This window comes from Paenibacillus sp. FSL L8-0470, from assembly GCF_038008625.1.
Classification (GTDB): Bacteria; Bacillota; Bacilli; order Paenibacillales; family Paenibacillaceae; genus Paenibacillus_AQ.
This window is the reverse complement of the sequence record NZ_JBBOZM010000001.1, coordinates 3,455,613-3,474,211: the sequence shown is the minus strand read 5'-3', so window position 1 is coordinate 3,474,211 and position 18,599 is coordinate 3,455,613. Positions and strand designations below refer to the sequence as shown.

Annotated in this window: 17 protein-coding genes; 3 read left to right on the top strand and 14 right to left on the bottom strand. The window is 49.8% G+C overall.

The window, feature by feature from the left end; translation table 11 throughout:
• Positions 1-6: 6 nt before the first annotated feature.
• From NST99_RS15830 to NST99_RS15815, 4 genes are all read right to left on the bottom strand, one after another.
• A complete protein-coding gene (locus NST99_RS15830; RefSeq protein ID WP_341092956.1) occupies positions 7-1,515 on the bottom strand; it encodes a hypothetical protein in 1,509 nt (502 codons plus the stop codon).
• Positions 1,516-1,691: 176 nt separating this feature from the next.
• The gene (locus NST99_RS15825) at positions 1,692-2,288 is read right to left on the bottom strand and encodes a GNAT family N-acetyltransferase (RefSeq protein WP_341092954.1); all 597 of its coding nucleotides are present in this window, start codon (positions 2,286-2,288) and stop codon (positions 1,692-1,694) included.
• Between the two features lie 147 nt (positions 2,289-2,435).
• Positions 2,436-4,349, bottom strand: a complete 1,914-nt coding sequence (gene thrS, locus NST99_RS15820) for a threonine--tRNA ligase (protein ID WP_341092952.1) — start codon at positions 4,347-4,349, stop codon at positions 2,436-2,438.
• 508 nt (positions 4,350-4,857) lie between these two features.
• Positions 4,858-5,556, bottom strand: coding sequence for an HAD family hydrolase (locus tag NST99_RS15815; RefSeq protein ID WP_341092951.1), 699 nt, complete (start codon positions 5,554-5,556; stop codon positions 4,858-4,860).
• 111 nt (positions 5,557-5,667) lie between these two features.
• Between NST99_RS15815 and NST99_RS15810 the strand changes: the two genes are divergently transcribed.
• Entirely contained in the window at positions 5,668-6,153 is a 486-nt protein-coding gene (locus NST99_RS15810) for a DUF6803 family protein (RefSeq protein ID WP_341092949.1), read from the top strand.
• Between the two features lie 39 nt (positions 6,154-6,192).
• Here NST99_RS15810 and NST99_RS15805 read toward each other — a convergent pair whose 3' ends face one another.
• Entirely contained in the window at positions 6,193-6,789 is a 597-nt protein-coding gene (locus NST99_RS15805; protein ID WP_341092948.1) for a TetR/AcrR family transcriptional regulator, read from the bottom strand.
• Between the two features lie 101 nt (positions 6,790-6,890).
• Here NST99_RS15805 and NST99_RS15800 point away from each other — a divergent pair, with 101 nt between their 5' ends.
• Positions 6,891-7,928: an alpha/beta fold hydrolase gene (locus NST99_RS15800; RefSeq protein ID WP_341092947.1), complete on the top strand. Its 1,038-nt coding sequence runs from the start codon at positions 6,891-6,893 to the stop codon at positions 7,926-7,928.
• A gap of 90 nt (positions 7,929-8,018) precedes the next feature.
• Here NST99_RS15800 and NST99_RS15795 read toward each other — a convergent pair whose 3' ends face one another.
• The 8 genes from NST99_RS15795 to NST99_RS15760 all read right to left on the bottom strand — a co-directional run bounded on the left by NST99_RS15795 (position 8,019) and on the right by NST99_RS15760 (position 16,432).
• Positions 8,019-9,401 (bottom strand): sensor histidine kinase, encoded by a 1,383-nt coding sequence (locus NST99_RS15795; protein WP_341092946.1) that lies wholly within the window; start codon positions 9,399-9,401, stop codon positions 8,019-8,021.
• Positions 9,398-10,105 (bottom strand): response regulator transcription factor, encoded by a 708-nt coding sequence (locus NST99_RS15790; protein WP_341092944.1) that lies wholly within the window; start codon positions 10,103-10,105, stop codon positions 9,398-9,400. The genes NST99_RS15795 and NST99_RS15790 overlap by 4 nt, the downstream gene beginning before the upstream one ends.
• A 104-nt stretch (positions 10,106-10,209) precedes the next feature.
• Positions 10,210-11,400: a cell wall-binding repeat-containing protein gene (locus tag NST99_RS15785; RefSeq protein ID WP_341092942.1), complete on the bottom strand. Its 1,191-nt coding sequence runs from the start codon at positions 11,398-11,400 to the stop codon at positions 10,210-10,212.
• Between the two features lie 287 nt (positions 11,401-11,687).
• Positions 11,688-12,200: a peptide-methionine (S)-S-oxide reductase MsrA gene (gene msrA, locus NST99_RS15780; RefSeq protein ID WP_341092940.1), complete on the bottom strand. Its 513-nt coding sequence runs from the start codon at positions 12,198-12,200 to the stop codon at positions 11,688-11,690.
• 80 nt (positions 12,201-12,280) lie between these two features.
• Entirely contained in the window at positions 12,281-13,315 is a 1,035-nt protein-coding gene (locus NST99_RS15775) for a Gfo/Idh/MocA family protein (protein WP_341092938.1), read from the bottom strand.
• 33 nt (positions 13,316-13,348) lie between these two features.
• Positions 13,349-14,443: a Gfo/Idh/MocA family protein gene (locus NST99_RS15770; protein ID WP_341092937.1), complete on the bottom strand. Its 1,095-nt coding sequence runs from the start codon at positions 14,441-14,443 to the stop codon at positions 13,349-13,351.
• Positions 14,444-14,458: 15 nt separating this feature from the next.
• Complete coding sequence (locus tag NST99_RS15765; protein WP_341092935.1) at positions 14,459-15,223, bottom strand: sugar phosphate isomerase/epimerase family protein; 765 nt, start codon at positions 15,221-15,223, stop codon at positions 14,459-14,461.
• 45 nt (positions 15,224-15,268) lie between these two features.
• On the bottom strand, positions 15,269-16,432 hold the full coding sequence (locus NST99_RS15760; protein ID WP_341092933.1) for a Gfo/Idh/MocA family protein: 1,164 nt from the start codon (positions 16,430-16,432) through the stop codon (positions 15,269-15,271).
• Positions 16,433-16,588: 156 nt separating this feature from the next.
• Between NST99_RS15760 and NST99_RS15755 the strand changes: the two genes are divergently transcribed.
• The gene (locus NST99_RS15755; RefSeq protein WP_341092931.1) at positions 16,589-17,416 is read left to right on the top strand and encodes a helix-turn-helix domain-containing protein; all 828 of its coding nucleotides are present in this window, start codon (positions 16,589-16,591) and stop codon (positions 17,414-17,416) included.
• Positions 17,417-17,430: 14 nt separating this feature from the next.
• Here NST99_RS15755 and NST99_RS15750 read toward each other — a convergent pair whose 3' ends face one another.
• On the bottom strand, positions 17,431-18,504 hold the full coding sequence (locus NST99_RS15750) for a YeiH family protein (protein ID WP_341092929.1): 1,074 nt from the start codon (positions 18,502-18,504) through the stop codon (positions 17,431-17,433).
• Positions 18,505-18,599 lie beyond the last annotated feature (95 nt).

Genomic DNA, 18,599 nt, shown 5'->3' with positions numbered 1-18,599 from the left:
ATTCTCTCACCTCTCTACTATAGTAATGGTATAAGGGCTCATTTCCAGACCGGGCCAACTCACGCTTGTCCCCTGATCCGGTTCAAGTATGGTTGTCCGCAGCACTTTACCCCGCAGCATTTCCAGCTCGGGACAATCCGTAAGCAGCCGCTGAATCAGCTTCTGGCACTCGTCACTTCCGCCCGGGTTGTCTTCGTTATACTCCTGTATGATGACCTCTGTATGAAAGAATTGTACCCACAGGTCAATGGCATCCGGGAGCCGCGCCCATCGGGACTGTTCCTCAGGAGAGAAAGCATCCGCTTTGAACGTAAAACGTCCTTTGCCGGCAAGCTCGGTAAAAATCGGTTTCCACAGCTCCGCAACCTCAGTCCAAGGTATAGACTTAGGCGTATAAGCTGCAAGCTGCTCCTCCCCTTCTTCATCGGGCTCATCCAGATATTCTTCGGGCAGAAAACCGACATCCTGTTCTTCCCAAGCCCAGGCGAGGGGGTAGATAAAGTCCTGGCTCGGTGTGAACAGTCCGCTAATCAAGGTTTCCAGACTGTCCCCGCTCGGCAGGCCTTCGGCTTTCACCCATTCCTCCCATACATTCGTGCGGAAATTAAAACCGGCTGCTCCCCAGAACAGCTCTGGAAAGTTCAGTCTTAAATTGGTTTCGGCTTCAAAAATGCTAAGCACAACCTCCGCGAGCTCGTCATGTACTTTTCTTGACAGCTCCACCCGTTCGGATAACAGGCGCAGCTCGTTAAAGTCGATAACATCCTTCTCGTCATTCGCCAACCGGGCCAGGGAACGGTGGATATTATCAAAATGCTTGCGTTCTTCATCAAACTGCTGGTGAATTTCCTCCAGCCGCTGATGCCGCATAACCCCGTATTCGCTGAACATATGCTTCGGGTTGCGCCGCAGCGCATTGCGGTATTCCTGCTGTTGCTGGGTCATCTTCCGAACCCGCGAGATCAGTTCACCCACATCCTGCATCGCCCGGGTGACGCGTCCATGCTTAATATGCATTTGGATCTCCAGCAGTTTAATGCTAATCTGGAACTCTTCTATAATCTCATGGCTCATGAAGATAAGCTCCATCGCATATTCGGAAAGGCGGTAAACTGTCTTGCCGCTCTCTTCCCAACTGGTGCGGGTCGCATCCTCGTCTACCGTAAAGTATTTGTACTTTTGCAGAGTCATCTGCCGGGTTGAATCTTCATAATAATAGGCTTCGAAATCCCCGCCGCCCCCGCTCCACAACAGCCCGTCTACCAGCCGTTCCACAGATTCGATGGTGCCAAACCTGGCAATATTAAACCGCTCCAATGAGCTCCAGGCCAGCTCAATAATATCCTCTTTGGCTCTTCTTTCATTGGATTCCAGCTCGAGATAATAGACCTGCAGCAACACACTCAGCGCAATCATTTCCTTATAAGGCTGCAGCTCTCCAAGATTCATGCCCGCCCCCAGCGTCCACAGGGGGTTAAGGCGTTTGTTCCGTTCACCAAAATCAGACCAGTTCATCCTTGCGCCAACCTCGCCATCACTTCGTAGTTTAGGAGCATTTTTGCATAGCCCTCACAAAATAACATAAACCCATATCTGCCCCATGAAGGGAGAAATATGGGCTGGGTACCACTGATAACTTACGTTTATTGGGGAATATATGTTTCTATTATACCAATGAATTGAGGATAGTTCTACGAATATTTAACATTCAGCAGGTAATGCAGATTCTCTTTGACCGCAGGCCATTCCTCGTCAATAATGCTATAGAGTACGTTATCAAGAACGGTGCCCTCCGACGTAATTCTGTGCTTGCGCAGAACGCCTTCTTTTACAGCGCCAATACGTTCAATGGCTTTCTGTGATCTCAGATTGTATCCGACTATCGTAAAATTGACCCGGATCAGCCCCAGTTCTTCGAAGCAGTAATGCAGCAAAAGTGACTTGGATTCGGTATTGACTGGCGTTCTCCAATACTCCGGTGAAATCCACGTACAGCCAATCTCCGCATTACGGTGAATCCGGTCCAAATACATAATCCGCGAGGTGCCGACGACTTTTCCAGAAGCTTGTTCAATCATGACATAAGGAAGGTCGGCCCCATTCTCCTTATTGCGCAGCGCAGTTTCTATTAGTTGTCGCACTTGTTCGATTGTTGTTATTTTCCGCCAGGTGTATTCCCAGATTTGCGGATTGTGCAGGAGCTTGAGCAGCTCCGCCCTATGATCGGCTTCCATAGGAATAAGCTTGATAAACTTGCCGTTTAGTTGTTTGATGTTGTTTGTAATCACAAAGGACGCCTCCAGTATTGTCTATTCATCAAGCCCGAGATTATTATAAAATACCCGAAACATCCTTGTCTGCCTATTTACGTAAAATGACTGCCCCGTCTATGAAAACGGAGCAGTCACTGGAGTTACATTATAATGTAGAAACACCTATTGCCGGGCGGCAATCTCGCTAAGGATACGCTGAATAATCTCCTGAACACTTACAGTGCCGAGATCGCCTACTGCGCGTTGTCTTACGGAGACAGTAGCGGAATTCTGCTCATTTTCTCCAAGGACGAGCATGTATGGCACCTTTTCCAGCTGAGCTTCGCGGATCTTCAGGCCCAGCTTTTCCTTGCGTTGATCAAGCTCGACCCGGATTCCTGCCGCTTCCAGCGCTTGCTTCACCTCATAAGCGTAATCGGCAAAATGCTCGGAGACGGGCAGCAGTTTGGCCTGCACAGGGGCCAGCCATACCGGAAATGCCCCGCTGTAATGCTCAATGAGAATACCCATGAACCGGTCAATGGAGCCGTAGACCGCACGGTGAATAACGACAGGCCGGTGCTTCTGGCCATCTTCTCCGATATAAGACAGGTCGAACTTCTCCGGCATCTGGAAATCCAGCTGGATAGTTCCGCATTGCCAGCTTCTCTTGAGCGCGTCCAGAATGTGAAAGTCGATCTTCGGCCCGTAAAAAGCTCCGTCTCCCGCATTCACCCGATAAGGGATGCCGCGTTTCTCCAGCACCTTTTGCAGCGCCGACTCGGCCTGATCCCACAGTGACTCGGCTCCCATATAATCTGCCGGCCGTGTGGACAGCTCTACCTTGTACTCAAAGCCGAATACTTTATAGATATGGTCAATCAAGGCGAGTACCCGGCCGATCTCTTCCTCAATTTGTTCTGGCAGAACGAACAAGTGGGCATCATCCTGACAAAAGGTACGGACCCTCATCATTCCGTTCAGCGCGCCGGAGAATTCATGGCGGTGAACCTGGCCGTATTCCGCAATGCGGATCGGCAGCTCCCGGTAGGAATGCAGGCTGTTTTTATAAATCAGCATATGACCCGGGCAGTTCATCGGCTTAAGCGCGAACTTGTTCTCATCTACATCTGTAAAGTACATTTCATCTTTGAAATGATCATAATGTCCGGATTGCTCCCACAGCCGGTTGTTCATCATCAGCGGTGTACGGACTTCACTGTACTCCCTTTCCCGCTGAAGCCCCCGGGAGAATTCCTCCAATGTAGTACGGACGATCATGCCCTTCGGCAGATAGAATGGCATTCCCGGCGCTTCCTCGGAGAACATAAACAGCTCCAGTTCCTTGCCCAGCTTGCGGTGATCGCGTTTCTTCGCTTCCTCCAGCATATACAGATGCTCTTCCAGCTGCGCTTTCTTCGGGAAAGAAGTCCCGTAAATCCGCTGCAGCATCTTATTACTGGAATCTCCCCGCCAATATGCACCTGCTACACTCAGCAGCTTGAAGGCTTTGATCGCACCTGTCGAGGCCAGATGCGGCCCCCGGCACAGATCCGAAAATTCGCCTTGATCATAAATGCTGATTACTGCCTCCTCCGGCAGATCCCGGATCAGTTCCAGCTTCAGCGGCTCTTCAAACGCCTCAAAAGTCTTCAGCGCCTCGCTGCGGCTGATCTCCCGGCGGACTATGGGCAGGTTCTCTTTGATAATGTTGCCCATTTCCGCCTCTATCGCAGCCAGATCGTCTATAGACAAAGGCTTCTCGATGTCCACATCATAATAGAATCCGTCTTCGATGACCGGGCCAATGCCCAGCTTGACGTTCTTATCACCGTATATACGTTTAATGGCTTGAGCCAACAGATGCGCTGTGCTATGTCTGTGGATCATCAGGCCATCTTCACTGTCCAGCACTACGATTTCAACGAGGCTGTCCTGTATAATCGGTTGATGAAAGTCAACAAGTCTGCCGTCAAGTTTACCGGCTACTGCATTTTTCTTCAGTGTAGGACTTATGGATTCTGCGACTTGTGCAATCGTGGTGTTACGCGAATACCTCCTAATTGTTCCATCCGGCAGTGTTGCTTTGATCTCCATGATTCAGCCTCCATTTCTTCAAGTTTTTTTGTATGTTTGAACGCAAAAAAACGCATCTCATCCCAGAAAGGGACGAGTGCGTTTAGCTCGTGGTTCCACCCTAATTTGATCTGCGCGATAGCAACCCCCTGCTGTTCGGCGGAAGTAAAGCGGCAAGATCCTTATTGGTATCCGATATCGGGGATAAGACGGTGACATTTACAGCCTTCCTAACAGCAGGAGGGGTTCAGTGCCACGGCTGCAAAGGGGTAAATTCCGGCCGGTTCTGTAAGAAGCTCTCACCTTGCACTTCTCTCTCTGGTCAGTCCGTGAAGGAACTCATGTCTTTGGTCATTGCCTTGGTTATGGTGTTTATGGTGTTTATGGTGTTGCTGGTTACATATTACTCAATCAAACACGGAAAAGTCAATACACAGGTGAAAAATAGTTTTTTTGTCCTTGTAAGCTAACCAAACGGGTAAAAGACGCTTTGAGCGACAGATTAACGTCTGCTGCCCCTTGTATTGAGCTAGAGACGTGAGATAATCTCACCAACCTCTTTTACTTGATGTGCGATATAATCGGCCCCTGCGTTCACAAGCTCCTCCTCCGAACCATAGCCAAAGGTTACCCCAAGCGAGGCCACACCGCAGCCTTTTGCCCCAATAATATCATGCTCCCGGTCTCCAATCATCAGTGCCTGGTCCGCGGCAATCTCGCTTTGATCCAGCACATACCGGATTACCTCCTGCTTCTTGGAACGTGTGCCATCCAAATTGCTGCCAACAGTGTGCATAAAGTAGCCATCCAAGCCGTAATGCCGGAGGATTTCCTCAGCAAATACTGTTGGTTTGGAGGTGGCTACATAAAGCTTGTATCCTTTCAGCCGGAGCTCTTCCAGCAATTGCGGAATACCGGAAATCACACTGTTTTCAAACATCCCCAATGTACGGTAACGCTCCCGGTAAAATTCAACAGCCTTTAAGGCATTATCCGCGGTAAAACCCTGGATCTGGATAAAAGAATCATATAACGGCGGCCCTATATAAGGAATAAGCAAATCGAGATGCTCTACCTCTATTTCGAACTTGTTCAGCGCGTACTCCACGCTTTTGGTAATCCCCTCTTTGGGGTCGGTTAACGTACCGTCCAAATCAAATAAAATACTCTTCAGTTCTCCCATTGACGTACGCCTTGCTCCCTCCAAATTCAATTTCTGCAGACTCATTCCCCTCATCCGTTGCAGCTTTTTCAATCATACCTGCCTTTCCCCATACTTTCCACATACTTATCTTTTAACATTACAGGTGAAGTGATTTTAATTCCTGGAGGACTTAACATGAATATGACGCATTACATGTCCCTGCTTGCGGACAACCAGCCTTGGAACTTAATTCTTTTCATGGCGATTCCGGTCATTTTTGCAGAGACGATCACCGTTACAGAATTTATCATCCTGTTTACCAAGAAGCTGAACGGACCGCTCAGAGCGTTTAACCGGATCTGCAGCATTCTTGCCGGACTTTATTTTACCGGCGTTTTTCTCTATTTATTCCCTACCGCGTTTGTCCCGCTCACCGTAAATGGCGAGTGGCATACTTGGGTGGACGTAGTAGCGGTAGGCTTCTATCTGAGCGGCGTGTTCTTCCTGCTGCCGCTGGCCTTGCTTGACCTCGGCCTGATAGGACGCAAATATCCGGAAGAGAGCAAGCTGAAGCTGCATTTCATGCTGATCAGCGGCTTCCTGGTGGTGGCGCATATCGCCATGATCTTTGGCATGATCAACCCGGAAATTATGGGCAGCATGGCCGGGATGAATCATTAATCAATCTTCGAAGGGGCCTCTCCGATATTGGATTGGCCCCTATTTAAGATCACACAGTATAAGTAAGTGCTGCTCAAGCATTTGCTCAAGGCGCTCATCGGACAACCGCCCGGGCTGCATCAGCTGATGCATGGCCAACCCGTCAATCAGCGCATACAATTTCTCCGCTTCCAGATCAATATCGAGCTCCGGCTTCGCCGCCTTCTGTTCCACTAATGTTGTAATGACAAACCTGGAAACCTTGTACACCTCTTCCTGCATCCGGTCGTTCAGTTTCGATAACTCCGGATAGATCAACACCTTGGCATTAAAAGAAAACCAAACCTCGCTTTCCATAATTCTCTCTTCATCCAGCGGAATCAGTTGCAGCAGCAGACGTTTCATATCCTGCAGCAAGTTGCCCTCCGGCTGGAATCCCTCCACCCGCTGTTCAATTCTCGCAAGAAAAAGATTCATGCAAAATGCGAACAATTCCGCTTGGGTAGAGAAATAATGACGCATCGACCCTACCGATAAACCGGATTCCTTTGCGATATTACGGACAGTGGCTTGTTCAAGACCCGAGTTATGTATAATTCTCAGAGCGGCGTCGGCAAGCCGTTTTCTTTGTTTCTCATGATCAACTTTTTTTGGCATATCTCTATTATACCTGCTTATCTTTTTATAATACAATGTGCTATAATGTTTTATATAATACGTTTGTATTAAATAAAACATCGAAAGAGGAGCATTATTTTATGACTATTCAACCACAACAACCGGAGAAACGATCCAAAAAAAAGATCTGGAGAAAAGTAACTTTCACCCTGCTCACCTGCATAATTTTACTGCTCGGGTCGGGATTTGCTTATGAATGGCTGGCATCCAAAAATGCAGAACAGAAATACCAGCCTCCCGGCAAGCTGGTTGATGCAGGCGGATACAAGCTGCACATTAACAAATTAGGACAGGGCTCCCCAACCATTATTCTTGAATCCGGAAGCGGTGAAACCAGTTTGTCCTGGAGGGATATTCCTGAGAAGCTGTCCGAATTCGCAACTGTTGTGAGCTACGACCGAGCCGGATATGCTTGGAGTGAGAAGGCACCTACAGCACGCACGGGAGAAAATATCGTTCGTGAGCTGCATACGGCATTAGAACGGGAGGGAATCGACGGGCCTTACCTGCTAGTTGGGCATTCTTTGGGTGGGATGTATGCCCGGCTATTTGCTGATACTTACCGGGATGAGGTTGCTGGAATGGTACTGATTGATGCCAGACCGGAAGATGACGAGCGCGAGACCAAACCTATTCTGACTGCGGAAAAATTCGCAGGCAATCCCCCGGCATCAGTCTTGCAAGTCTTGAAATTATCAGGCGCTATGCGTATATTCCAGGATGTGTTACTGGATGGCCTGGTTGCAAAAGAAGATAGAGGGCAGTTCATAAATGTCATTTCAAAGCCTAGTTACTTCAAAGCTAAAGAACAAGAAGGAAATCTGGCACATACCACAGAGGACGCTATTCGGGGCCAGAACCTCGGGTCTCTTCCGGTAAGAATCCTGTCACGAGGAATTCCTCAGGATTATGCAGGCTTTGGCTTCTCCGAAGCTGCCGGTAAAAAGCTGGAAGATATCTGGCAAAAAGGTCAGCGCAAAATGTTGGACCTTTCCACAGACAGCAAGCAGACTGTCGCAACCCATAGCGGACATATGATTATTCACGACGAACCTGATCTCGTCATTCAGACGATCCGCAGCTTGCTGACACAACTACAGTCACCATCCCCTCAATAATTCACATTATGCTCACGTGCCCGGACCCGGTCTTGTTTATGGACCGGGTTCGGGTCCGTGACCATATAATGAGACGGCCATGAAATCCGGCTATTTATAAAAAACAACCCTACACCGTGTTCCGGCTTCGGCCCTGCTGGTAATCTCAATCTCGCCCCCGAGCAATTCCACCAATTTGTTCACAATGGACAACCCCAGACCGGTGCCTCCGTACTGCCGTGAACGTGATTTCTCTACTCTGTAGAACCGGTCAAAGATATACGGAAGCTCCTCCTCAGGAATGCCAATCCCAGTGTCCTCGACGATAAATATAGCTGAGTCTACGCGAAAATCCAGCTGGACGCTGACCTCTCCTGCATCGGTATAACGGATAGCGTTTTCCAGCAGATTCATTACGATTTGCTCCATCCGTTTGCCATCCCCTTGCAAACCGAACGATTCACCGGTACAGCTGGAATTTAGCTGCAACCCTTTTTCTTTAGCAGTCAATTCGACTTTGCGGACCGCCTGATCGACGAGCAGCGCCAAATCGACCTCCTCCAGATTCAGCGGTATTTTCCCTTCTTCCATTTTGGCCAATTCGAACAAATCGTCTACCAGATGTTGAATCCGGTGCGCCTCTTGGTCGATGATGTCCAAGTAGAGTGTTTTTTCTTCTTCCGTCTCATACAGCCCTCCCTTGACCACCTTGGCATACCCCTGCAGATAGGTGATCGGCGTCCGCAGCTCATGGGAAATATTAGCGAGAAACTCCTGACGTGTATCCCTGTAGTGCTGCAGATCCATAGCCAAATCGTTGATGGCAACAGCAAGAAAGCCAATCTCATCGTTGCTGCTGATCGTGAGCCGCGTTTCCAGTTCACCAGCCGCAATCTTGCGCGTAGCCTTCTGCATTTGGACAAGCGGTCGCGATAATATGCGGGCGATAAACCAAGTGATGGCTAAAGCAAGCACAAAGGCGCCCAGACCAGACAGCAGCAGTATATCTCTCACCGTAGACAGGGAATGTTCCATATTCTCCGTGGAAGACATCACATAAAGTGCCGAGGTAATAATGTCAACGCTTGAGATGGGTTGTCCAGTAACAAAATAACGGTAGCCGGACGGGTCTTTGTACAAGAAACTTACCCTTTGTCCGGTGAAAATAGCTTGCATATCCTGAGCCCGGATAAAGGAGCGATCTGTAGAATCGTGAAAACCGGAGTGCAGCATTACGTTGCCATCCAAAGAGATGTTAAAGATACTGACATTGGAAAACTCTGCAAAGGACATCATCATTTGACCGTTCGTGGTATCTTTGGATTCGGCCATCGCTGTGAAATGGGAGGCCAGTTCCTCAGCTTCCGTCTGCATTTCCTGGTAATAAAAGCTTGTAAACATCCGGTCTATCACTATCCCGAGTGAGAGCAGAACAATCAGAAACACCGACATAATCACGACACCCAGCTTAAAGCCGATGATGTTGTTTTTCATTCGACATTACCGGGAATCTGGAATTTATAGCCGAGCCCCCAGACGGTTTGCACCGGAACATAGGAAAGACCTGCCTTCAGCAGCTTCTCGCGGATATTCTTAACATGCGTATCAATAACCCGCGTCTCGCCGCCGTAGTCATTGCCCCAGAGCTGTTCCACCAATTCTTCCCGGGTAAACACGCGTTGCCCGCTGCGCGCCAGCAAATACAGCAGATCAAATTCCTTCTGGGTAAAGAGGATTCTCTCACCTTGAACCTGTACTTCTCGTGCCTGCGGATAAATCCTTAACTCCGGGTGCTCCAGCGCCTGCTCCTGTGACGCGGAAACCCGGAACATATTCGAACGCCGCAGGAGAGAATGGATTCGCGCAAGCAATTCTTCCGGTTCAAACGGTTTGGTTAAATAGTCATCCGCACCGATGCCCAGGCCATGTACTTTATCTTTCGTTTCAGACCGTGCGGTAAGCATCAGAATGGGCGTCTGACTGCTCTCCCTTACCGCCTGGCAGACCTGCCAGCCATCCATGTCAGGCATCATTACATCCAGCAGGATCAGGTCGAAGTTATGTTTCTCTATCATGGTCAGGGCTTCGTGCCCGGTGGAGGCTTCCTTAGTAGAAAAACCCTCCTGCAGCAAATAAATGCGCAGCAAATTACGCATGTTCCATTCATCGTCAACGATGAGAACCTGTGCTTTGGACAAGCTGTTCACCCTTTTCGTGGCCAAGTTTCTTTATTCTTTTTTCAATTATACCTAAAAACAAAGAACAAGCCGACCACGGATGTCCCGCAGCCAGCCAGCTTGCTTTAATGCCCCGAATGGGGATTGTCTCCAGAGGCGGAGGTTATTTCGAGCATGTCATCTATTTCGCTCTGTGTACTGCTGGTTATTGTGCCGGTATCGCCGGTTAGCCAGGCATGATTATAGGGACCTTCTGCCGGTGAATCCTTGAACTTGGGCTGAAGCTCCATCATATAATTCATGACCGAATCCGGTAGTCCGTCTTGTTCCGTAAAGATTAACGGTGCATGTTTTCCCAAATGGGAGAATGGCGCAGCGGAGATGGCCAGCATGGTGGAATCCTTCGTCAATAAGGATAGGTTATGGCCCGGAGTCGTGATACCCCAGCCGAAGCCGCTTACCTCATCCTTGAATTTGGCAAAAGCAATCGCATTCGCATAAGGATCATCACCAGAGATGCGGGTTACCGTACCATATGCTCCCAGCTGCTCCTCTACTTTTCCCGAGACAACAGAAGCTGGGCCTAGAAGGTAAATGGCAGCATTGCCTCCGCGCTTTTTGAGCGCCTCTGCCGTGGAGGCCGGGATATCATCCTTCGCTACGTATAACAAAGGCTCAGGCATATGCGCAATCCAGTTGACTGCAGGCAGCGTATATTCGGGGCTGTTCATTGAGCCGATAATTACACTCTGCGGCAGTTCGCCGGATACTTTGGCATAATAAGCATCAATCGCCTGAGCTACAGCAGCAGGATCTTCGCCTTCTATCTTGTCCACCTTTAAATCCAGTGCCTTAAGCTGCTCTTCCACACCGTCCGCGACGGATCCTACCAGAACGACCTGGATGCCCGCATTGCTCTCGGCACCCAGCGGATTCAGCCTCTTAAGCTCTTCTAAGGTAACCTCCGGAATGCCGTCTTTACTCAAGAACAAGACCGGTCCGTTGCTCGGATGGTGGATTAAGTCAGTACTCACTGCAGCAATTTGCCAGTTATCCGCATTGGTTAGGACTACGCTTGCAGGACGGTTGGCCTTGGTTTCTGCCGTCCATAAAGACCGGGACACCAGTACTGCTGCCTGAACCGGGTCCGAGGTATTGATCCGGGTCGTGTTTTTGGTCGCAATCCAGGGCATAGAAATTGCAGCAGAAGAATTCTGTTCACTTTGCGGAGCTGCTGATTCCTTATCCGATTGACAGGCGGTCAGCACCGTACCAAGCAGCAAGGTCACAGCGCTTAATTGTATGATTTTCTTCATGTGTATCCCTCCATTCATAGCTATCACGGATACTTAGAAGTTTACCCATCAAATGTGTAGAAAGAATGTGGAATTCCAACAATTTAAGAATGAGTATTAAGTAGGAATTGGAGCAGCCTGAAAGTGAATGCAAGTGGAAACGGATTCGCCGTCCTCAAAAGGACGGTATCCGTTTCAGCGAGAATTAGAAGGATAATTTATAGCGTGAAGCATATAAGTTCTTATAATTAAAAAAGCTGAACGGAAAGTGCTCCGTCCAGCTGATCCTGATCAGTCTTCTTCTGTACTTACCAGTGCTTCGCGATAAAAGTATCCCGGCCGGACTGTTCCCGGTCTTCCTTATAATGCTTCGGGTTCTTCTTGTGATAATCCTGATGATAGTCTTCTGCCGGGTAAAAGACCGGTGCGGGCAGGATCTCCGTAACGACAGGTCCCTCGAAACGCCCGCTGGCCGCTACCTGCTCTTTGGAAGCCAAAGCTGCCAGTCTTTGCTCTTCATTATAATAAAATACCGCAGTCCGGTACTGCGTTCCCCGGTCCTGGAATTGTCCTCCGTCATCAGTCGGGTCAATCTGCGGCCAGAACAACTCAAGCAGCTTCTCGTACGGGAAAAGTGCCGGATCAAAACTGATCTGCACTACCTCATAGTGTCCTGTAGTGCCTGTCTTGACCTGTTCATAGCTTGGATTCTCGACTGAACCCCCGGCGTAGCCTGATACAATTCCGTGTATACCGGGCAATTCCTCAAAGGGTGTAACCATGCACCAGAAGCAGCCTCCAGCAAACATTGCCTGTTCCATACCTGTAATCCCTCTCCCTATCTATAAATCTCTACATACTATAACGTATGTTAAGAAGATAAGGCTAAATCTGTCTAAAGTCAATTTGAGGGAGCGGTCTGCCAAGGATGAGTCTTTTTTTCATTCCCGGAGGAGCTGTATATGCCTGCGATCAGTTCCAGTGTTTTGAGTCCTTCTGATCCGTCAATCCAGAATTGTCTCCCTTCGCGGACATGGTCATAAAAGTCATGAATCAGTCTTTGATGCCCCGTTCCCCAATACGACTTGCCTTGAATACCTGACACCCCCGGCTCACTGAGCAGCGTTTCCCGGCCGTCCTTCCACAGATACAGGCAATCCCTCCGCAGCAGCATCGTCCCTTGTTCGAACACTATTTCCAGCTCGACAGGTGAGTTAACCAGGTAGGCATTGCTGCCGTAAAAAAGTCCTCTGACCTTATTCCTGAAGGTTATGCATGCATGTGCCGTATCCTCCACTTCAATAACTCCGTCCAAGACATCTGTGCTTACACTTCCCTGCACGGATGTGATCTCACCGCCGAACCATTGCAGCAGATCCAGCGTGTGGATCGTCTGATTGATCAGCACCCCACCGCCCTCTGAGGTCCATTTCCCCCTCCAGTTGCTCTCCTTGTAGTACTCAGGTGACCTATGCCAGGTGACAATCCCCTTCAGACATACAAGCGGCCCAAGCACACCGGATTCAATGGTCTCTTTAATTTTGATAGAGGGTTCATTGTAGCGGTTCTGAAATACGATGCCGAGTTGGCCTTTGCTGTGCTCCGCAGCTTTCAGCATGCGCTGGGCAGAAGGCAGGTCAACCGCCATCGGTTTTTCCGTTAAGACATGTTTGCCTGCCTGCAGCAGATCGACCGCCATCTGCGCATGCAGATCATGCGGTGTACACAGGTGGACGATATCAATATCAGATCTGTTCAAAAGCTCATTATAATCCGTTAGCGCACCGCAGCCATATTCTTCTCCAAATGCTGCCGCTTTGGCCCCATCAATATCTACGGCCGCCAGCAGTTGTCCCCCTGATTGTGCCGCGATCGCCTTGGCGTGCAAGGGAGCTATTGCCCCGCAGCCGATTATGGCTGCTCCAAGTATTGTCATCTTGTGCACCTTCCAATTTTATTTCCGTTCCTATCAAGCCTTTATGAGTGTCTCGGGCGTAAGATTTACCGCTTGGGCCTGAGCTTCCAGGCATAGCTCCGCCGCTTTGAAGACATGCTGCTGGGTCATAGCGAATTCCGTCCGTTGCAAGCAATCCAGTATCAGCTCACCAAAGAACGGAAAGCCGATTTTGCCGGCAACATGCTCATAATGCTCTCCTTGACGGTCTGCCCAATAGACATGATCCGTTGTGTTGGAGCGGGCAATATCGCTGTATTTGCGCAGCTCGATATACCCTTCCGTTCCCATAATGATCGTTCGGCCGTCACCCCAGGTGCCCAGTCCGTCCGGTGTGAACCAGTCGACACGGAAATATTGCGTCGCTCCGTTGTCGCCGACAAGTGTTGCATCGCCGAAATCCTCCAGCTCAGGGTAAGCAGAATTGTTGTAGTTGGCAACCTTGCTGTGCAGTACCTTGGCATCGCGGCAATCCGCATAATACAGGAATTGTTCAATCTGGTGACTGCCGATGTCGCAGAGGATACCGCCATATTTGTCCCGCTGGAAGAACCAATCCGGACGGCTTGATGCGCTCAAGCGGTGAGGGCCCATTCCGATGATCTGAAGCACACGGCCGATCACTCCCTGCCGAATCAGCTGTCCGGCATACACCGCACTCTCCACATGCAATCTTTCGCTGAAATAAGTCATATACTTCTGCCGCGTGAATGCAGTCTGAGTCCGTGCTGCTTCCAGCTGTTCCATTGCGGTAAATGGCGTTTTGTCAGTGAAATAATCCTTCCCGTGTGCCATCACCTTGAGTCCGAGCGCCCCTCTCTCGGAAGGAACCGCGGCCGCTGCAATGAGCCGGACCTCGGGATCCTCAAGAATTTCTTCGGCGGTGCGTGCGGCTTGAACACCAGGATAAGTGCTGACAAAGGTTTTTACCTTCTCCGGATCGGGATCAAAGACCCATTTCAACCGGGCGCCTGCTTCGACCAGACCATTACACATCCCATAGATATGACCGTGATCCAGCGCCATCGCAGCGATCATAAATTCACCCGGTATTACAACCGGTCTAGCTTCATGAGTAGGTGCATACATCATTCCATCTTTTCTGCTCATCTTCAACCCTCCCGGTCACAGCTTCGAAATCAGGTATTTGAGGCTGATTTCCAGACTCTCGAAAGGATCGCGGCGGCAGACATCCTGCTCAACAACAAACCATTCCACACCTGTTTCACGGCCGGCCTCAATAATAGCTTCATAATTCATGTTTCCTTCACCGATCTCAGCAAAAACCTGTCCCCTGGAGATGATAGCCATATCCTTTAGATGCATGACCTGCATCCGGCCCTTTACCTTGTGAACCCAGTCCACAGGATTGGCTCCCCCGGCCTGAACCCAATACATATCCAGTTCAAAGCCGAACACCTCGGGATCGGATTCCTGCAGCAGCACTTCCATACCCGTAACCCCGTCAACCCGTTCGAACTCAAAATCATGATTATGATAAACGAATTGCAGGCCATGCTCCTCCTTCAGGGTCCGCGCAATCCCGGAGGCAAGTTTGGCAAATGTCCGATAGCCCTCCTGGCTGCTCTGATATTCTCCCGGCAGTCCGCCAAGGCCGATGTATTTGCAATTCCACAGCTTATGTTCTGCAGCCAATGCGTCCAGGTCATTCACCAGCCGGTTCCACGGCACATGGGTCGCGCAGATGGTCAGCCCAGCTTCATCCGCGTATTGTTTGACCAGCTGCGGATCAATCGGACCAATTCCGGAAATCTGCACAGCTTGATAACCCATCACTTTCAGCTTCTGGAAAGCTGCCCTTAAATCCTCTGCGGTCTTGGTAAAATCACGTAGCGTGTACATTTGTGCGGCTATTGTTGAACGTTGCATGTGAGCAATTCACCCCTTATTAAGTTTGTCTATCCTATAATTACATTAATGAGTGCCTTTTACGTCAAACGCCCGCTGCTCTGCGGCTTCCTTCCGGAAGGTAGAGCTCTCCACCCGTTCCATGAGCTTCTCATGAAACAAATCACTATCAATTGGAAGATCGACCCAATTGTCAGTCCAAGCGGACAAGTACATTGCATTCGAAAGTGTCAGGCCGTGAATCCCCTCTTCCCCGGGAGCAAGCAGCGGTTCGTCATGCAGAATGGCATTGGTGAAGTTGCGCAAGATTCCCTTGTGCTGTTCTCCTCCGCCCTCTGGAACCGGAATCTCACATTTCCAGCATTCGGGTCTTCCGAAGCCTTCGGCAAATTCGGCATTAAACTTCGGTTCTGGGATGCGCAGACGCCAGAAGGTCAACTTGCCGTTCTCCACGACGATTTTTCCGTTATCCCCATTGATTTCAAAGCGGTTGGTTCCCGGCGCCTCCCCGGTAGTGGTGATGAACAGGCCTGTTGCTCCGTTCTCATACTCGACATAAGCGGTTACATCATCTTCTACCTCAATATTGCGGTACTTGCCAAACTGGCAGAATGCACGCACACGCTTCGGCATCATTCCGGTTGTCCATTGCCAAAGATCCAGCTGATGCGGGTCCTGGTTCAGCAGCACACCGCCGCCTTCTCCAGCCCATGTAGCCCGCCAGCCCCCGGAGTTGTAATAGCTCTGCGAACGATACCAGTCAGTAATGATCCAGTTGGTGCGGCGAATCTCACCCAGCTCACCGGACTGAATCAGCTCTCTCAGCTTTTGATAGAGCGGGTTGGTCCGCTGGTTGTACATAATGCCGAATTTGCGGTCACTTTGCACAGCGGCTTCGTTCATCTCCTGCACGGCTTTCGTATATACACCGGCGGGTTTTTCAATTAATACATGATAGCCGTGCTTCAGCGCCTCGATCGCAAGCGGCGGATGATCATAATGCGGAGTGGAGATTAATATGGCATCAATACTTTTGGAGGCAAATAATTGAGCAGGTGTGCTGAACCTGAGCACCGTATCAGGCAAGTGCTCTGCTGCCCACTCCAGGCGTTCGGGGCTTGTATCACAGACAGCCGCCAGCTCAGCTCCTTTTACTTGATGAATCAGATCGAGCGCATGGGCCCGGCCCATATTTCCAACTCCAATAATTCCATAACGAACCTTCTTCATCCTATGAATCACTCCTATGTGAGTTATGATATGAGAATAACCCTATTTCCAGACAGTGAACATGACCGGAATTAAGGTTTTTTTGTACATAATTAAGATGTTTTAGTTAAATGAAAGCGGTATACTGGATTTATTACACATTAAAGGAGTTATATGATGAATCAATCCGGCAACCTTACAGGAGCGTTACTGCAGAATCTGACCGTCACCGTTACCCATGCCCACTTAAGCAGCAGATACCCCGGATGGAACCGCTTGAATGAGACGCCATCCTTTAACAGGCTTTATTTCATTGATGGCGGCGAGGGTAAGGTGATCCTGAACGGGCAAGCCCATTATCCGCGCCCCGGCCAATTGATGATCATGCCGGCAGGCTCGACGCAAACTACAGAAACCTCCCCTGACAATCCCTATAAGCGGTATTTTTGTCATTTTGATGCCCATATCGGAGAATGGCCCTTGTTTCATACAGGCAACAAGCTGTACATATGCGATGTTGCGGAGCCGGATGCCATTCGAGAGATTTTCACAGAGATGATAACACGGTTTCCGGAAGAGAACCTGCTCTCCACCATGCGGAATCAAGCCGCACTACTTCATCTGCTGGCACTCTGCCTGGAGGACGGCGGATATTCCGATTTCATGGGTGAGCTGGCTCATACCAATGGTCAAAGACAGCTAGCGAACGTCCTGCAATACATTGAACAGCGCCTAACGCAGCCTATGGAGGTAGAGGAGCTGGCCGAGCTGGTTCATCTGCATCCGAACTATTTCATCCCCTATTTCAAGAAATACATGGGGGTTCCGCCCATGCATTATGTGCAGCTCAAGCGGATGGAGCTGGCCAAACGACAGCTTTCTTACTCCACTTCCAGCATTTCCGATATCGCTGCGCAGGTGGGTATGGAGCTGGCCCATTTCTCGAAATATTTCAAGAAATCTACCGGAGTATCTCCCTCTGCTTACCGGAACAGCACTAGGTAGAGGGGAGAACCGGACTATGCGAGTCCAAGGACATGAACCAGCAGAAATCCAAGTCCCGAGAGCAGTAACGAGCCGATTAAGCCAGCCAGCAGCGGCTTTTGACCCATTAGGGCAAAGGTCTTGATATCCACACCAAGCCCGAGTCCCGCCATCGCCATGGCCAACAGCATATAAGCCAGGATAATCAGATCAGCCGCCCATTGCTCAGGGATGATTCCCAGCGTATTTACGCCGCTCATCAGCAAAAAACCGCCGATAAACCAGGGAACCGGAAGTTTCCTCCACTGAATTTTGGAATGTGCAGGCTGTACAGCCGCCATTTGCCCCCTAAATTCCCTCTCTGTTTTACGCTGTCTATAGGCTTCCCAGACTCCGATAGCCAGTGCAACCGGAACAAGCATCGCTACCCGGGTCAGCTTCACGATCACCGCAAGGTCTGCTGCCTTTTCACCGATGGGAGCGGCAGCGGCGATCACATGCGCTACTTCATGAAGAGTGGCTCCGGCAAATATCCCATATCCTTCTGGACTAAGGGACAACACCGGGTAAATCAACGTATACACCAGCGTAAATATCGTCCCCAGCACAGCTACAATTGCCGCACTTATTGCGGTCTCATTGTCCGAGGCCTTAAGCTCAGGAGAGATTGCCGCAACGGCTGCCGCTCCGCATATGGCAGTTCCGCAAGCGGTCAGCAGTCCAAGTGTCCTATCAATTTTCATCCATTTGCAGAGTCCATAAACGGTGAATAAAGTAAATACAATGTTAATCACGGCAATCGCCAACACCTTGGGACCGGCCTGCACAAGTTGAAACAGGTTCAATCTCATCCCGAGCAGGATGATCCCTGCTCTGAGCAATCTCTTGCTGGAAAAGCTGATGCCCGGCACCGCCTGCTGCGGTACCCATCCTGCTGTACGAAGCAGAACTCCTAACAGAATGGCAATTACCAGCTGGCCCATGATGCCCAGGTAAGGCAGCAGCGCCAAATATCTGGCCGCTATGGCCAGTAGTCCTGTAAGCAGGATTCCTAGAAAAAATCCGCTGTATTTATCGTTCAAGCGCTGAAGCTGATGTGCATGATTCATCTCAAACCACTCCCTGTTTGTGTTCAATTACGTTGCTAACTTGTAATCTCACTATAAGGGCAGCCAGCAGGGAAGTGAAATACGTCTTTGCTATT

What these genes read in the sequence shown, in the direction of transcription:
- msrA (WP_341092940.1), bottom strand. Translation starts at nt 12,200, where the DNA reads ATGGAACAGGCAATGTTTGCTGGAGGCTGCTTCTGGTGCATGGTTACA.
- NST99_RS15750 (WP_341092929.1), bottom strand. Translation starts at nt 18,504, where the DNA reads ATGAATCATGCACATCAGCTTCAGCGCTTGAACGATAAATACAGCGGA.
- NST99_RS15805 (WP_341092948.1), bottom strand. Translation starts at nt 6,789, where the DNA reads ATGCCAAAAAAAGTTGATCATGAGAAACAAAGAAAACGGCTTGCCGAC.
- NST99_RS15765 (WP_341092935.1), bottom strand. Translation starts at nt 15,223, where the DNA reads ATGCAACGTTCAACAATAGCCGCACAAATGTACACGCTACGTGATTTT.
- thrS (WP_341092952.1), bottom strand. Translation starts at nt 4,349, where the DNA reads ATGGAGATCAAAGCAACACTGCCGGATGGAACAATTAGGAGGTATTCG.
- NST99_RS15795 (WP_341092946.1), bottom strand. Translation starts at nt 9,401, where the DNA reads ATGAAAAACAACATCATCGGCTTTAAGCTGGGTGTCGTGATTATGTCG.
- NST99_RS15830 (WP_341092956.1), bottom strand. Translation starts at nt 1,515, where the DNA reads ATGAACTGGTCTGATTTTGGTGAACGGAACAAACGCCTTAACCCCCTG.
- NST99_RS15810 (WP_341092949.1), top strand. Translation starts at nt 5,668, where the DNA reads ATGAATATGACGCATTACATGTCCCTGCTTGCGGACAACCAGCCTTGG.
- NST99_RS15760 (WP_341092933.1), bottom strand. Translation starts at nt 16,432, where the DNA reads ATGAAGAAGGTTCGTTATGGAATTATTGGAGTTGGAAATATGGGCCGG.
- NST99_RS15775 (WP_341092938.1), bottom strand. Translation starts at nt 13,315, where the DNA reads ATGACAATACTTGGAGCAGCCATAATCGGCTGCGGGGCAATAGCTCCC.
- NST99_RS15755 (WP_341092931.1), top strand. Translation starts at nt 16,589, where the DNA reads ATGAATCAATCCGGCAACCTTACAGGAGCGTTACTGCAGAATCTGACC.
- NST99_RS15785 (WP_341092942.1), bottom strand. Translation starts at nt 11,400, where the DNA reads ATGAAGAAAATCATACAATTAAGCGCTGTGACCTTGCTGCTTGGTACG.
- NST99_RS15770 (WP_341092937.1), bottom strand. Translation starts at nt 14,443, where the DNA reads ATGAGCAGAAAAGATGGAATGATGTATGCACCTACTCATGAAGCTAGA.
- NST99_RS15800 (WP_341092947.1), top strand. Translation starts at nt 6,891, where the DNA reads ATGACTATTCAACCACAACAACCGGAGAAACGATCCAAAAAAAAGATC.
- NST99_RS15815 (WP_341092951.1), bottom strand. Translation starts at nt 5,556, where the DNA reads ATGAGTCTGCAGAAATTGAATTTGGAGGGAGCAAGGCGTACGTCAATG.